Here is a 14,777-nt window from a genome sequence, read left to right as displayed (position 1 = left end):
GACCGGGGGCGCGTTTGCTTGGGGGAGGTTCTCATGGGAATGACGATTGCAGAGAAGATTCTGGCTGCCCACAGCGGTCACGAACAGGTGGTGCCAGGACAGCTGATCGAGTGCGCCACCGACTGGGTGCTGTGCCACGAGATCACCACCCCGGCCGCGCTGCGCATGCTTGAGGAGCGCGGCATGGACCAGGTGTTCAACCCGGACCAGATTGTGGCCGTGCCGGACCACAGCGTTCCGGCGATGAACATCAAGGCCGCGAAGATGTACCAGAAACTCAAAAGCTGGGTCCACGAGAAGGGCATCAAGCACTTCTTCGACGTGGGCCGCGGCGGGATCGCGCACGTGGTGCTGGAAAACACCGGCCTGATGAAACCCGGGCAGACCCTCGTGAGCGGCGACAGTCACACCTGCAACGCCGGCGCGCTGGGCACCTTCGCCACCGGCGTGGGCAGCACCGACCTTGCCGGGGCGATCTACGCCGGGAAGGTGTGGTTCAAGGTGCCTGAAACCATGCTGATCCGCGTGACCGGGCAGACCCAGCCCGGCGTGACGCCCAAGGACATCGTCCTGGAAGTCATCAAGCGGATCGGCGCGGACGGCGCGAACTACCTGGTGATGGAATGGGTGGGCGATTACATCGACAACCTGGACATGGAAGGCCGGTTCACCCTCACGAACATGGCGATCGAGGCGGGCGGTAAGACCGGCATCGTCGCCGTGGACGACACCACCCGCGCGTACATGACCGCCCGCGGCGTGACGCCCGACCAGTACACCGAGTACCACTCCGACCCCGACGCGCAGTACCGGGTGGTCGTGGACATCGACGCGGCCAGCGTGGAACCCACCGTCGCGTACCCGCACATTCCCAGCAACGGCCGCGTGGCCGGCAGTGACCGCATCGCCGTGACGCACGCGTACGTGGGCAGCTGCACGAACGGCCGCATCAGCGACCTGAGAGACGTGGCCCGCATCCTCAAGGGCCGCAAGGTGGCCGACGGCGTGCAGATGATCGTGGTGCCCGCCACGCAGGCCATCTGGAAACAGGCGGCCCAGGAAGGCCTGCTGGAGATCTTCGTGGACGCCGGCGCCAGCGTGTCCTACCCCAGCTGCGGCGCATGCCTGGGCATGCACTCCGGCGTGCTCGGCCCGGACGACGTGTGCATCAGCTCCTCGAACCGGAACTTCGTGGGCCGCATGGGCGACCCGTCCGCACAGATCTACCTGGCCAGTCCCGCGACGGTCGCGGCGAGCGCCGTGGCCGGCGTGATCAGCGACCCGCGCGTGTACAACGACACCATCAACGCCGCCGACTGAGAACCGGCAGGGGAGGGAAGACGTGGACCTGAAGATTCTGCTGGCCGTGGCCGCCGTGCACGCCGTGGTGCTGGTCATTCCCGGACCGGACGTGCTGCTCGTCAGCCAGACCGCGCTCGCCCGCACCCGCCGCGCCGCTCTGCTCGCCGGCCTGGGCGTGGTGGCGGGCATTGCGGTCTGGGCGGCGCTGGCCCTGCTGGGCGTGGGCCTGCTGTTCCAGGCCTTCCCGTGGATTCACGGCGTGGTGAAAGTTGCCGGCGGTCTGTACCTGCTGTGGATGGGGTACAGCCTGTGGCGCAGCAGCGCGCAACCCGGCGCAGCCGGCGCCCAGGACCTCCGTGCGCCGCTGGGGGACCTGCAGGCCCTGCGGGCCGGGTTCGTCACGAACATCAGCAACCCCAAAGCCGCCGTGTTCTTCGGCAGCGTGTTCTCCGGCGTGCTGGGTCAGCACGCGGACCTCGCCCTGAAGGGCGCGGCGTTCGCGGTGATCGTGCTGCTCAGCGGGGCGTGGTTCGCGCTGGTCGCCACCGGCATGTCCACGGCCCCCATGCAGCGCGCGTACCTGCGGGCCCGGCAGGCCGTGGACCGCGTGGCCGGCACCCTGATGCTGGGCTTCGGCGGACTGCTGCTGGCCTCGCGCGAGTAAGCTGGGCAGACTATGGGTGAAGCCAAACGTCGCAAACAGCTGGGCCTGATGCCAACCGTGCATCCCTTCGAGGCGCGCATGGACGCCGACGGCACCGTCACCTTCGACCGTGCGCCCGAGGACGCCGCGCTGCGGGAGCAGCTTCACAGCGCGCTGCGCCTCTCGCAGCCGTACGGCGCGGCGTGGGCCAGTGCCTACCGCACGCAGCTGGTCATGCACGGCCGCGTGGACCGGTTCCTGGACACCCTGGACGACGTGCAGAGCCTGCCCGTGCCCGGCTGGCGGCGCTTCGCGGGCGAGCTCGCGGTGGGCAGCCGCCCCGAGGGCGCGGACCTGCGGGTGGACGGCGGACGCGTGCGGATCCGCGAGGCGCAGCATTCCTTTGACGGCACCCGCTGGGAAGCCTTCCCTGCCAACGCCAATCCCACCGAGGCGCTGAAGTACCTGCTTCAGCATCCCGCGGCGCGCCTGACCGGCGACGTGATCGCCTCGTACCGCGCGGAGCAGTGGCGCGAGGGCCGCGTGGACATCGACCCCGAACCGCCAGCCGAGCTGCTCGAGGCGCTGGAAACCCTGGCGCGCGAATGGCACGGCGAGGATGACGGCGGCTGGATCGCCACGCACCGGGACGCCATGGGCGACCCCGAGGCCCCCGTGCCTGCCGCGCGCCGCGTCACCTTCGACCTGCGTCAGCCCGCGCCCCTGCAGTCCCCGCTGAGCATGGCCTTCGCCACGCTGGGGAACGTGGACGTGGCCGTGCAGCCCGGCGGCAGCGCCTACACCCTGGACGGCGACACGTGGCTCTCCTACGAGGACGGCGAGGCGGTCGAGGACGGCCTGCCGCCCGAACTCGCGCAGATCTTCGACCTGGACACCGTGACTGTCACCGTGCACGCCGACGGGCGCATCGAGTGGGCCGACGGGGACATTCCCGACGAGCACGCCGAACGCCTGCGCACCGAACTGCGGGACGAAACTGGCGCCGGTATTCCCGACGACTGGGCCAAATGGACGCAGGAACTCCTGACCGCCACCTTTGAAGGCGAGCTGATTCTTCCCGACGGCGCGGCCCTGCCCGTCCCGCTCGCGGTGCGGCTGGACATTCCCGTGGACGCCCTGACCGATCCCGACCCGCTCGCGCAGACCTTCATGGAGTCCGAAGTGACCTTTGACGGCCGCGCGTGGCGGGACCTGTACGACGAGGAAGTGCCGGAAGAACTCCGCGCCTACTCCCACCTGAACTGAAGGAGCCCCCATGCCCACCGTGCACGTATTCGGCCGAGACCACATCAACACCGACGAGATCATCCCCGCCCGCCACCTGACCACCGACGTGGAAAGCGAACTCGCGCGGTACGCCATGGAGGACTACGACAAGGACTTCGTGCGGCGCGTGCAGCCCGGCGACATCATCGTCGCCGGCGCGGACTTCGGGTGCGGCTCCAGCCGCGAGCACGCCGTGTGGGCCCTGCGCGGCGCGGGCGTCTCGGCCGTCCTCGCCCCGAACTTCGCGCGCATCTACTACCGCAATTCCATCAACAACGGCTTCCTGGCCCTGGAATGCGAGGGGGTCGTCGAGGCGTTCCAGGACGGCGACCAGGCCACCCTGGACCTGAAAGGCGGCACGGTCACGAACACCCGCACCGGGCAGACCCTGCGGTTTGTTCCGGTGCCGCAGTTCGCGCTGGATGTCCAGCAGGCCGGCGGCTGGCTGGAATACATGAAAGCCAACGAAACGCCCGCCCCCACCCCACAGGAGGAACAGCATGCCTAAGATCGTGTCCCTGCCCGGCGACGGCATCGGCCCCGAAGTCACCGCTGCCGCCGTGAGCGTCCTGCGCGAGGTCGCGCCTGACCTCACCATCGAAGAGCACCTGATCGGCGGCGTCGCCTTCGACACGCACGGCGATCCCCTCCCGCAGGTCACCCGCGACGCCCTGACCGACGCGGACGCCGTGCTGCTCGGCACGGTGGGCGGCGCGCAGGACAGCCACTGGAACGCCCTGCCCCGCCCGCTGCGCCCCGAGAGCGGCCTGCTCGCGCTGCGCAAGGCCCTCGGCTGCTACGCGAACCTGCGGCCCGTGCGCGTCCAGCCGGGCCTGGAGCACCTGTCCCCCCTGAAAGCGGAACTCGCGCGCGGCGTGGACATCCTGATTGTGCGGGAACTGCTGGGCGGCGTGTACTTCGACGGAGACCGCAAGATTGAAGGTGACACCGCGTACAACACCATGCGCTACACCACCCCGGAAGTCGAACGGGTGGCGCGCGTCGCCTTCTGGGCCGCCGAGCAGCGCCGCGGCCGCGTCACCAGCGTCGACAAGGCCAACGTTCTGGAGGTCAGCGAGCTGTGGCGCCGGGACGTCACCGCCCTGCGCGACCGCGAGTACCGCGGCGTTCACCTGAACCACGAGTACGTGGACAGCGTCGCCATGCTGATCGTTTCCGACCCCAGCCGCTACGACGTGATCGTCACCGAGAACCTCTTCGGGGACATTCTCTCCGACCTGGCCGCCGTGATTCCCGGCAGCCTGGGCCTGATGCCCAGCGCGTCCCTCGGCGACGGCGCCGGCCTGTTCGAACCCATTCACGGCAGCGCCCCTGACATCGCGGGCAAAGGCGTCGCCAACCCCGCCGCCGCCATCATGAGCGCCGGCATGCTCCTGCGGCACGGCCTGAACCGCCCCGACGCGGCCAACCAGATCGACCGGGCCGTGTCCCTTGCGCTGCGTGAACATCCCACCCGCGACCTGGGCGGCCGCGCCGACACCCAGACCTTTACCCGCGCCGTTCTCAACGCGCTGGAAACGTCACCCGCCGTCGGCTGAAGCCACGACCCTGGCAGGAGGGGGGCCCCACCCACCGGTGGAGGTCCCCTTCTGGCCTCTGCCACACCGCGCTTTTTTCCCGCACTGACCGGCCCGGCCGGCCCCCCAGTCTGCCCCGAGGTTTTCCCGCAGGCCCAGCCGATGGTTGCCCGGACCGCTGTTCAAACGGCCCCGGCCGGCGCATGCTGGGCGGCATGACTGACGCCGTGACCTTTCCTGCCCCCGGCCGCATTCCCTACCCCGGCGGCTGCGTGCTGGAACCTGCCCCGTACGCTCTGGACTGGCTGCTGAAGTGGCCGGCGGACGTCACCGTGAACGGCACTGTGCACGCCAGCACCCCGGTGTTCCCGCTCCTGCGGCAACTGCTGCGGGACCCCGCTGCACACGGCCTGAACGCCGCGCAGGCCGAGGCTGCCCGCGACCGGTTCCTGCTGCTCGCCGGTCAGGCGCTCGAAGCGGAGGGCGGTCAGCGGGCCTGGCTTGAACGGGAGTTCCGCTGAGCCGTCCCGCGCGGCGCGAAACGCCCTGGCTGGAAGCGCTGTGCCTGCTGCCTGCCCAGCCGGGCGAACCGCGGCACGCCCTTGTCACGCGCACCCTGCGCGCCGCCGTGACCCGCGGCGCCCTCCCGCAGGGCGCGCGGCTCCCCGGGCACCGGCGCCTCGCGGAGCACCTGGGCGTGTCCCGCAATACCCTGGTGGACGCCCTGACGCAACTGGAACTGGAAGGGTACGTCAGGGCGCAGGGGCGCAGCGGCACGGTCATCAGTGCCCCGCCGCTGGCGCTGACTGCCCTCAACCCCGGCGCGCCGCTCCCGCTGAGCCGCTGGGCACAGCGTGCCCTGAGCGGGCAGGTGCAGGACGCCGGAGGAAAATACGCCGTGGATTTCCGTGTGGGCCAGCCCGTGCCGGAGCTGTACCCGGAGGCCGCCTGGACGCAGGCCCTGGCCCGGCGCGCCGCGCAGGCCCTGCAATCCGGCGGCCCTGACGATCCTCTGGGTCCGCTGGAGACCCGGCGGGCCCTCGCCGCTTACCTGAACGCTGAACGTGGCGCGCAGGTCACGCCGGACATGGTGATGCTCACCAGCGGCACGCAGTCCGCGCTCGACGCCCTGGCGCGGGTCTTCCTGGAACCAGGGCGAACCGCGGCCGTGGAGGACCCCACCTACCCTGGGGCGCGCGCGGCGCTGGCGGCCACGGGCGCGCGGGTGCTGCCCGTCCCGGTGGACGCCAGCGGTCTGCGCAGCGACGCGCTGCCCGACCGCGCCACGCTGCTGTACGTCACCCCCGGCTGTCACTACCCGACTGGCGTGACCCTGCAGGCCGCGGCGCGCCAGGACCTCATACGCTGGGCCCGCCACGCCGGTGCGTTCGTGCTGGAAGACGATTACGCCGCGGACCTGTACCACGCCGCGCGGCCGCCTGGCGTTCTGCAGGGCCTCGCCCCGGACCGCGTGCTGCTGCTCGGGTCGTTCAGCAAAAGCCTCGCGCCCGTGACCCGCAGCGGATTCCTGGTGGGTCCGCCGGACGTGCTGCGCGTGCTGGGCGCCACGCGGCCCCTGACCGACCGCGTGCCGGGCCGGCTGGACGCCCTGGCGCTCGCGGACGTCCTGGCGAGCGGCGCGTACAGCCGGCACCTGCGCCGCGCGCGGCAGGTGCTGGCGCACCGGCAGGAGGTGCTGCTGCGTGAACTGCGCCGCGCGCTGCCCAGCTGGCCCTGGGCGCCCGCGCCGGGTGGCCTGCACCTGTACGTGCCGCTGCCCGCCCCCTGGACCGAAGAGGACGTGCAGCGCCGCGCGGCGCTGCACGGCGTGGCGCTCAGCACGGTAGGGGCACTGGGGCCAGCCGGGCACCCGGCGGCAGTGCTGCTGGGCTTCGCGCACCTGACCCCGGAAGCGCTGCGTGACGGCGCGGCCCGGCTTGGCCAGGCGCTGCGGGGCCCGGCCGAGCCGGCCGGAGGGTGCTAGCGGGTGTGCCGTCACGCGGAGGAGACGCGCGGGGTAGACTCTGGGCAATGCGGTTCCTGCTCGCTGCTCTGGCACTGGTCCTGACGCTGATGTACTTCACGTTCGGACTCCGGTTCGGCTACGTCACACTCACGCCCACGTACATGCTGAACGCGACGGGGGAAGGCCACTATGGGTTCAGTACCTTCGAGGAGGGACAGCATGTGGGGGTGCGCGGCAGCTGTAGTGTCCGCAGGGGAAACGTCACGCTGCGCCTGCTGGACCCCAAAGGCATTCAGGTGGCCGGGCAGATCTGCCCGAAAGGCACCTGGGCCCTGAACCTGCTGGGATCGGGGCCGAACGGAACGTACGAACTGATCGTCGAGTACCGCAATTTCACCGGCACTCTGGATATTACCGAGGCGCGCAAGTAACCCTCAGCGGGCGGCCGACCCCCAGGGAGCACGGCCGCGCGCTGTGAAACCGCTTTTCCTCCGCGCCTCAGGGTTGTCCCTTTCGGGTGCGGCGCCGCGCGCCCGGCGTGGGGGGCTCGGCCGGGGCGCGGCCCTGAAGGGCGCGGCCCAGCTTGCGGGTCAGGACGCTCAGCTGCGCCAGTTCCTCGTCGTTCAGCACGCTGAACACATCGCGGATACCCTCGACGTGCCGGGGCAGGACCCGCTCGATCAGGCTCTGTCCGGCCGGCGTCAGTGAGACGCGCATCACGCGGCGGTCGAGTTCATCGCGTTCGCGTTTCACGAGACCGTCGCGTTCCAGGTTGTCAATCACCATGGTGAGGTTTCCGCTGGACCGCAGGATCTTGTCGGCCAGCTGCCGCTGGCTGAGGGGCCCCAGGTGGTAGAGCGCTTCAATCACGCCGAATTGACTGATGGTCAGGTCATGCTGGGCGAGGTGGCGGTTGGCACTGACCTCCACGGCGTGGGACGCGCGCCACAGTTTCACATACGCGTCCAGCGCGGCGCGGTCATCGGGAGAGCCAGCGTAACGGTTCGGCATTCCCCTCATCGTCAGGGTGAGCCTTCATGAAAGTCAAGGCGGGCGGCAGGGCGCCGGGCCTGCCGCCCACCCCGGTGTGCCTGCTCAGCCGGCGCGGTGCTCCTCGGTGGCCAGGCGGATGCACGCGGCCACGGCGCGCATCGCTTCATACACTTCCTCCACGGGCGGGCGGGTCGGCGCGAGGCGGATGTTGCGGTTGTGCGGGTCCTGCCCGCCGGGGTAGGTGGCGCCGGCGGGGGTGAGGCTCACGCCGGCCTCGTCGGCGAGCTGCACGACGCGAGTGGCGACCGGCGCGGTGGTGTCCAGGCTGATGAAGTACCCGCCGCGCGGGCTGGTCCACGAAGCAAACTCACCGCTGCTGCCGAGTTCGTCCCGCAGCACCTCGTCAACCGCGCGGAACTTCGGGGCGATCAGGGCGGCGTGCGCGGCCATCAGGCCGTCGAGCCCGCCAGGGTACGCCTGCAGGAACTTCACGTGCCGGGCCTGCTCGACCTTGTTCGGGCCGATGCTCAGCGCGTTCAGGAACTTCGACAGCCACCTGATGTTGTCCTCGCTGCTGCCCACGAACCCCAGCCCGGCGCCGGCGAAGGTGATCTTGCTGGTGCTGGCGAACACGAACGCCCGGTCCGGGAAGCCCGCGTCGCGGGCGAGCACCACGAAATTCACCGGCTGGTCCTGCTGCGCCGGGTCGGGGGAGAGGTGGTGCGCGCGGTAGGCGTCGTCCGCGAAGATCGTGAAGTCCGCGGCGGCCGCCTGAACGCCGGCCAGCTGCCGGGCTTTCGCGGCGCTGATGGTTTCCCCGCCCGGGTTGGAGTACGTCGGGACGAACAGCACGCCCTTCACGCTGGGGTCGGCCGCGGCGAGGCGCTCAATGGCGTTCACGTCCGGCCCGTCGGGCTGCATGTCCACGGTGAGCAGCTCGAAGCCCAGCGTCTGAAGCAGCAGGAAGTGCCGGTCGTAGCCGGGCGTGGTAACGATCATCTTCGGGCGCTGCCCCGCCCACGGCTGGGCGCCGCGCAGGCCGTGCAGCAGCGCGAAGGTCAGCACGTACGACTGAAGTTCCAGGCTGGCGTTGTTCCACACGATCACGTTCTCGGGTTTCAGGTCCAGGTACGCGCCGAACATCGCCCGCGCCGAGGGCAGACCCGTCACGCCGCCCGGGTAGTTGCGCAGGTCCAGGCCGTCCAGGTGCGTGTCTGCGGTCCCCAGGGCGCCCAGCAGCCCGTTGCTGAGGTCGAAGTCCGCGTCGGCGGGCTGGCCGCGCTGCATGTTCAGTTTCAGTCCCTTGGCCTTTACGGCCTCGTACGCTGCGCGCGCCTGCTCAAGCGCGGAACCCGGGGTGGCCTGCACGTCACTCGTCATGCGTTCAGGGTACCGGGCGGCGGGGACGCTGGCGAGGGGCGTGTCTACCGTGGCCCTCCGGCCGTGGTGTTACACTGCCTGCGCCGCCCTCCCCCGCGGAGAGCGGTCCATTTCCCGCTGTGCCTCTGTTCTTTCCCGCCCGCCATTTCGAGTCCGTCACCGCCCCAACAGGAGATCATCAATGCAGTACGTTGTTCACCGCCCCCGCGTCGGGGTGTTTATTGATACGCAGAACCTCTACCACTCCGCCCGCGACCTGCTCGAACGGACCGTGAACTTCGAGACGATCCTCCGGTGCGCCACCGAGGACCGTGAGCTCGTGCACGCCATCAGCTACACCGTAGAGCGCGAGAATGAGGCCACGGCCCGTCCGTTCATCTACAAGCTGTCCACGCTGGGCTTCAAGGTGCGGCGCATGAACCTGACGCTGCATCACGTCACGGACGGCGGAAAAGCCATCTACGAGGGCAACTGGGACATGGGCATCGTGGCGGACATGGTGCGCCTGATGGATCACCTGGACGTCATCGTGCTCGGCAGCGGCGACGGCGACTTCACGGACATCGTGGAAGTCCTGCAGGAGCGCGGCAAGCGCGTGGAAGTCATTGCGTTCCGCGAGCACACCGCGCAGAAACTCGTGGACGCCGCCGACCGTTTCACGCACCTGCCCGACATTGACGGCGGCCTGATGCCGGCCCGCGCTCCCCGCAACGCGCCCGCCAAAACCGAGGACTGAGCCGCGTGGATCCCGTCACGCCACTGTCCGGGGCGGACGCCGTGCTGGCCCGCCTGGACTTTCACCTGCCTGAGGACCGGATTGCGCAGAGCGGCGCCGAACCCCGTGACGCTTCCCGCCTGATGATCGTGCAGGAGCGCATCACGCACCGCGTGTTCCGTGACCTGCCGGACGTGCTGCGCGCCGGGGACCTGCTCGTGTTCAACCAGAGCCGCGTGATCCCGGCGCGCGTCATGGCGCGCAAACCCCTGGACGCGCACGGGCACGGGGGCGGCAGCGTGGAGGTCATGCTGCTGCGCGCCGAGGAACGCCCTGACCTGGGACGCCACGTGTGGAGCGCCTACCTGAAACCGGCCCGCCGCGCCGGCAACGAACTGTGGCTCGGTGGCCCCGCGCACGAGGGCGGGCACCGCGCCCAGGTTGTCGGGACGCTCGACGACGGCGCGCGCCTGCTGCGCTTCGACCACGATATCCTCCCGCACCTCGACGAGATCGGCCGCCTGCCCCTTCCGCCCTACATTGACGCGGGCGACAGTGACGACACGTGGCGCGAACGCTACCAGACCGTGTACGCCCGCGACCCCGGCAGTGTCGCGGCCCCCACCGCGGGCCTGCATTTCACCCCGGACCTCCTGAACCGCCTGGACGCCCTGGGGGTCGAGCGCGCCAGCGTCACCCTGCATGTGGGTGCCGGTACGTTCCGGCCCATCACGGGCAGCGTCGCGGAGCACGTCATGCACGCCGAGCGCTGGCAGGTGACGCCCGACACCGCGCGCGCCATCAATGCCGCCCGGGCCGAGGGCCGGCGGGTCGTGGCGGTCGGCACGACCACCGTGCGCACGCTCGAAAGTGCCTGGGACGGCACGCAGGTGCAGCCCGGCGAGGGTGACACGCAGATCTTCATTACGCCCGGCACGCCGGTGAACGTGCCGGACCTGCTGATCACCAACCTGCACCTGCCTGGCAGCACCCTGCTGCTGCTCGTCGCGGCTCTCGCGGGGGAGGGCCGCATCCGCGCCGCGTACGACGCCGCCCTGGCCGGTGGTTACCGCTTCTACTCGCTGGGTGACGCGATGCTGCTGGAAAACACCAGCCGGGCCTGACCCGGCAGGTTCAGTCCCCCCGGACGCAGGCGTCACCGCTTCCCGGGACAGGCCGCGTGAACGTGACCATGGCCGCCTCCCGCTGAAAGCCGAGCCGCTCGTTGATGGCCAGCATCGGGCGGTTCACGGCGTGATTGCCGGTGCGGGAATGCGTGAACCCCCGCTCAAGCGCGGCGCGGGCCGCGGCGAGCTTCAGGACCAGCCCCAGACCATGCCCGCGCCAGCCACGCCGCACGCCGGTCAGGCCGTTGTGCACGACTCCCGGCTGGGACGCGAGCGGCTGCGCCAGCTGGCTGGTGCCCACCCACTGCCCGTCGGGCGTCACGGCGATCATCAGGCCGCGCGTGTCGGGCACGAGGGTCGGCATGCGGTCGAGCCACACCTCGAACGGCCACACCTGAATGGGCCGGGTGCTGGGCACGTCACTGAGAAGCGCGTGAATCAGCTCATAGTGAGGCCGCTGGTCGGCGTCCCAGCCGCCCAGCTCACTGAGCGGCACGATCCGCACCCCGGTGGCCCGGGCGCGCGCCTCCTCAGCGGCAAACGCCTCGAAGTTCAGGGTGCGCAGGTCCAGCGTGCTGAACCACACCCGGTCGTACTCCTGCCACCCGCGCCGGAGCAGGTGAGCGTGCTCCCACCAGTCCTCCCGTGCGTGCGTGAGGGCCGTGTGCGCGCCGGCCTGCGCCAGGCGCCGCAGGGCCCGGTCCTCCAGCAGCGCGGCCAGCGGGCCGCCGGCGTCGTCCGGGTGCAGGGTCACGCTCAGGGCCAGCCAGCCGTCATGGGCGTCCAGGTGCGGCACGCTGGTGCTCAGCGCGCCGCGCAGCTCACCGTTCACAAACGCCCCCTCCTGGGCGTGGTGCTCGTCGGGCCGGCGGGTCGAGGCGCGCCGCGTGAGGTCCTCGGCACTGACAGGAGCTTCAGGGTGCGCCAGGGTGCGCAGCGCCGCCAGGTCCGCGTCGGGCAGCGGCGCAAAAGTCACTGCGGAGAGCAGGTCAGTCATGGGGAATTACAGCATGAGGCGCGCAGGGCGGGCATCACGTCAAATGGCCTACTCTGCCCGACACTTCTATACTCGGAGCCATGATTCAATCCATCCCGGCCACGCCCGGTACGGGCAGCAATCCGCTGCTGAATATCGGCTTCCGCATTCCCTTCGACCAGATTCGCCCGGAACACGCCGAGCGCGCGGTGGACACCCTGCTCGCGCAGACCCAGCTGAAACTCGACACCCTGGCCCTCGCCGGCGAACGGAACTTCGAGAACTTCATGGCGGATCTCGACACCCTCACCGAGCAGCTCGACACGGTGAACACCATCGTTCACCACCTCGACGGGGTCGTGAGCAGCCCGGAGTGGCACGCCGCGAAAATGGCGATCCTGCCCAGAACCAGCGAGTTCTACACGAAACTCAGCCTCCACCCCGGCCTGTGGTCGGCCCTGAAAGCCTTTGCCGCCACGCCCGCCGCCGCCGCGCTCGATCCGGTCCGCGCCCGGCACCTGCAACTCACCATCGACGAGTTCCGCCGCGAAGGCGCCGACCTGCAGGGCGAGGACAAGGACCGCCTGCTGGCCCTGAACACCCGCCTGGCGGAAATCACCAGCCAGTTCGCGAAAAACGTGCTGGATGAAACGGCCGCCTTCGAACTGATGGTGCCCGCAGAGCGCCTCACCGGCGTGCCGCAGCGCGTGCAGGACGCCACGCGCCGCGACGCCGAAGGCCGGGGCCGGGACGGCCACCGCCTGACGCTCCACGCGCCCGTGCTGCTGCCGGTCCTCACGTACGCCGATGACCGCGAACTGCGCCGTGAACTGTGGCTGGCGAACAGCCTGGTCGGCCAGAGGGAAGGCCGCGACAACCGCCCCCTGGTGCGTGAGATCCTGACGCTCCGCCGCCAGAAGGCGCAGCTGCTGGGCTTCCGGAACTTCGCGGACTACGTGCTGCAAGACCGCATGGCCGGCGGCGGCGAACGCGCGCTGGCCTTCGAGCGGGACCTGGAGGCCCGCACCCGCCCCGCCTTCGAACGCGAGAATGAGGAACTGAGGGCGTTCTACCACACCCAGGCCGGTGCCGATGCGCCCGCCCTGGAGGCGTGGGACGTGGCTTACTGGGCAGAGAAGCAGCGCCAGGCCAAGTACGACTTCGACGAGGAGGCCCTGCGCCCCTACTTCCCCATGGACGGCGTCCTGAAGGGCCTGTTTGAAGTGACGCGCCGGGTGTTCGGCATCACCGTCACGGAAAGCGAGGCGCCCGGGTGGCACCCGGAGGTACGCTACTACACCATTCAGGACGAGGCGGGCGCGCACGTCGCGAGTTTCTACACCGACTGGTTCCCGCGCGACAGCAAACGCGCCGGCGCCTGGATGAACGCCTTCATTACCGGCGGCCCCAGGGAGAACGGCGTGGAGCCGCACCTGGGCCTGATGTGCGGCAACATGACCCCCCCCGCCGGCGACACGCCCGCGCTGCTGTCCATCCGCGAGGTGCAGACCGTCTTCCACGAGTTCGGGCACCTGCTGCACCACGCCATGAGCCGCGTGGACGTCAAGAGTCTCGCCGGAACCCGCGTGCCCTGGGACTTCGTGGAACTGCCCAGCCAGATCATGGAGAACTGGGTGATGGAACGCGAGGCACTGGACCTGTTCGCCCGCCACTACCAGACCGGCGAGACCATTCCCGAGGACCTGTTCGGGCGAATGGTCGCCGCGCGCAACTACCGCGCCGCGAACGCTGCCATGCGCCAGTACGCCTTTGGTCTGACCGACCTGAGCCTGCACGTGGAGTTTGACCCGGAGGGTGACGCGGACCACATCACCTACGCCCGCGACCTGATGGCCACCTTCAATCCCACGCCGCTGCCCGAGCACTACGCGATGATCGCGGCGTTCAATCACCTGTTCAGCAGCCCTGTCGGTTACGGCGCCGGGTACTACTCGTACAAGTGGGCGGAGGTGCTGGACGCCGACGCCTTCAGCCGGTTCGCGCAGGAGGGCATCTTCAACCGGGAGACGGGCCGTGCGTACGTGAATGCCATTCTCAGCCGCGGCAACAGTGCCGACCCGGCCGAACTGTACCGGGAGTTTATGGGCCGTGACCCCGACGCAGACGCGCTGCTGCGCCGCAGCGGCCTGCTGTAAGCCGGTCTCTCCGCACCCATCCCTGAGGTTGTGTTGGTTCTGCGGCCAGGACGGCGCTCTGTGTAATACAGGGCGCCGTCCCCTGTGCATGAGAGAAAATGCCTATTTTCCCATTCTCCTCACCCGGACTTCAGGTTAAGATCAGTTCACAATGCTCATGCGGAAACTCCAGCGTACGCTGGGCGCCCTGGCCACCCTCCTGGCCCTGGGGCTCCCAGCGGCGGCCCAGTCCAGTGCCGAAAGCCAGCTGATCGTCCGGCTCAACCAGGTGCGCGCCCAGGGCGTCACCTGCCCCGGCAGCGGCCACCGCCCCAGCGCCGGCCCCCTCACGTACACGCCGGCCCTGGCGGCCGCCGCCCGCCTGCAGGCCGGCTACATGGGCAGCACCGGGCGCATCAGTCACACCGGAGCCGGCGGCAGCACCCCCCGGATCCGCGCGGCCAGTACCGGCGTGAACGCCGTGAGCGTCACCGAGATCATCTACATGGGCGGCACCCTGAACCCCGAAAGTGCCATCCGCTGGTGGCTGAACTCCCCCGTGCACTGCTTCTGGATGAACGAGGGCCGCTACACGCACGTCGGCGCCGCGGTCATTCCCGGCTCGCGCGGCACCGCCTACGTGATGGTCCTGAGCAGCCAGCCGAGGTAACAGCCCCACGGGGAGAGCAGCGGCAGGCTTGTCCCCGCTGCTCTG

At 70.0% G+C, this 14,777-nt stretch carries 15 protein-coding genes; 12 read left to right on the top strand and 3 right to left on the bottom strand.

Annotation, left to right across the window (positions count from 1 at the left end; translation table 11 throughout):
• Positions 1–33: 33 nt before the first annotated feature.
• From LAJ19_RS08270 to LAJ19_RS08235, 8 genes are all read left to right on the top strand, one after another.
• The gene (locus LAJ19_RS08270) at positions 34–1,320 is read left to right on the top strand and encodes a homoaconitate hydratase family protein (protein ID WP_225475300.1); all 1,287 of its coding nucleotides are present in this window, start codon (positions 34–36) and stop codon (positions 1,318–1,320) included.
• Positions 1,321–1,342: 22 nt separating this feature from the next.
• Entirely contained in the window at positions 1,343–1,966 is a 624-nt protein-coding gene (locus LAJ19_RS08265; RefSeq protein WP_225475299.1) for a LysE family transporter, read from the top strand.
• 12 nt (positions 1,967–1,978) lie between these two features.
• Positions 1,979–3,211 carry a hypothetical protein gene (locus LAJ19_RS08260; protein WP_225475298.1) on the top strand — a complete coding sequence of 411 codons (1,233 nt, stop codon included), beginning with the start codon at positions 1,979–1,981 and terminating at the stop codon, positions 3,209–3,211.
• Between the two features lie 10 nt (positions 3,212–3,221).
• Entirely contained in the window at positions 3,222–3,740 is a 519-nt protein-coding gene (locus tag LAJ19_RS08255; protein ID WP_225475297.1) for a 3-isopropylmalate dehydratase small subunit, read from the top strand.
• Positions 3,733–4,791 (top strand): 3-isopropylmalate dehydrogenase, encoded by a 1,059-nt coding sequence (leuB, locus tag LAJ19_RS08250; protein ID WP_225475296.1) that lies wholly within the window; start codon positions 3,733–3,735, stop codon positions 4,789–4,791. The genes LAJ19_RS08255 and leuB overlap by 8 nt, the downstream gene beginning before the upstream one ends.
• Positions 4,792–4,985: 194 nt before the next feature.
• Positions 4,986–5,291, top strand: a complete 306-nt coding sequence (locus LAJ19_RS08245) for a hypothetical protein (protein WP_225475295.1) — start codon at positions 4,986–4,988, stop codon at positions 5,289–5,291.
• Between the two features lie 29 nt (positions 5,292–5,320).
• Positions 5,321–6,754: a MocR-like pyridoxine biosynthesis transcription factor PdxR gene (gene pdxR / locus LAJ19_RS08240; protein ID WP_225523232.1), complete on the top strand. Its 1,434-nt coding sequence runs from the start codon at positions 5,321–5,323 to the stop codon at positions 6,752–6,754.
• A 47-nt stretch (positions 6,755–6,801) separates the two neighbouring features.
• The gene (locus tag LAJ19_RS08235; RefSeq protein ID WP_225475294.1) at positions 6,802–7,167 is read left to right on the top strand and encodes a hypothetical protein; all 366 of its coding nucleotides are present in this window, start codon (positions 6,802–6,804) and stop codon (positions 7,165–7,167) included.
• Positions 7,168–7,234: 67 nt separating this feature from the next.
• On the opposite strand, the gene LAJ19_RS08230 is transcribed toward LAJ19_RS08235, so the two are convergent.
• Complete coding sequence (locus tag LAJ19_RS08230) at positions 7,235–7,747, bottom strand: MarR family winged helix-turn-helix transcriptional regulator (protein WP_225475293.1); 513 nt, start codon at positions 7,745–7,747, stop codon at positions 7,235–7,237.
• Between the two features lie 84 nt (positions 7,748–7,831).
• Positions 7,832–9,109, bottom strand: a complete 1,278-nt coding sequence (locus LAJ19_RS08225; RefSeq protein WP_225475292.1) for an aspartate aminotransferase type Ic — start codon at positions 9,107–9,109, stop codon at positions 7,832–7,834.
• 181 nt (positions 9,110–9,290) lie between these two features.
• On the opposite strand from LAJ19_RS08225, the gene LAJ19_RS08220 reads away from it, so the two are divergent.
• Positions 9,291–9,845, top strand: coding sequence for a LabA-like NYN domain-containing protein (locus LAJ19_RS08220; RefSeq protein ID WP_225475291.1), 555 nt, complete (start codon positions 9,291–9,293; stop codon positions 9,843–9,845).
• Positions 9,846–9,850: 5 nt separating this feature from the next.
• Positions 9,851–10,948, top strand: a complete 1,098-nt coding sequence (gene queA / locus LAJ19_RS08215; protein WP_225475290.1) for a tRNA preQ1(34) S-adenosylmethionine ribosyltransferase-isomerase QueA — start codon at positions 9,851–9,853, stop codon at positions 10,946–10,948.
• 10 nt (positions 10,949–10,958) lie between these two features.
• Here the strand turns inward: queA and LAJ19_RS08210 are convergent, their stop codons facing one another.
• A complete protein-coding gene (locus tag LAJ19_RS08210) occupies positions 10,959–11,948 on the bottom strand; it encodes an N-acetyltransferase (protein ID WP_225475289.1) in 990 nt (329 codons plus the stop codon).
• A gap of 80 nt (positions 11,949–12,028) precedes the next feature.
• Between LAJ19_RS08210 and LAJ19_RS08205 the strand changes: the two genes are divergently transcribed.
• Both LAJ19_RS08205 and LAJ19_RS08200 read left to right on the top strand, forming a co-directional pair.
• Positions 12,029–14,083 carry a M3 family metallopeptidase gene (locus tag LAJ19_RS08205; protein WP_225475288.1) on the top strand — a complete coding sequence of 685 codons (2,055 nt, stop codon included), beginning with the start codon at positions 12,029–12,031 and terminating at the stop codon, positions 14,081–14,083.
• Between the two features lie 157 nt (positions 14,084–14,240).
• A complete protein-coding gene (locus tag LAJ19_RS08200) occupies positions 14,241–14,732 on the top strand; it encodes a CAP domain-containing protein (RefSeq protein ID WP_225475287.1) in 492 nt (163 codons plus the stop codon).
• Positions 14,733–14,777 lie beyond the last annotated feature (45 nt).

Origin of the sequence: Deinococcus taeanensis (assembly GCF_020229735.1) — a bacterium.
Lineage (GTDB): Bacteria > Deinococcota > Deinococci > Deinococcales > Deinococcaceae > Deinococcus > Deinococcus taeanensis.
Note: the sequence above shows the minus strand (reverse complement) of the source record. Positions and strands in the feature narration are given on the sequence as shown.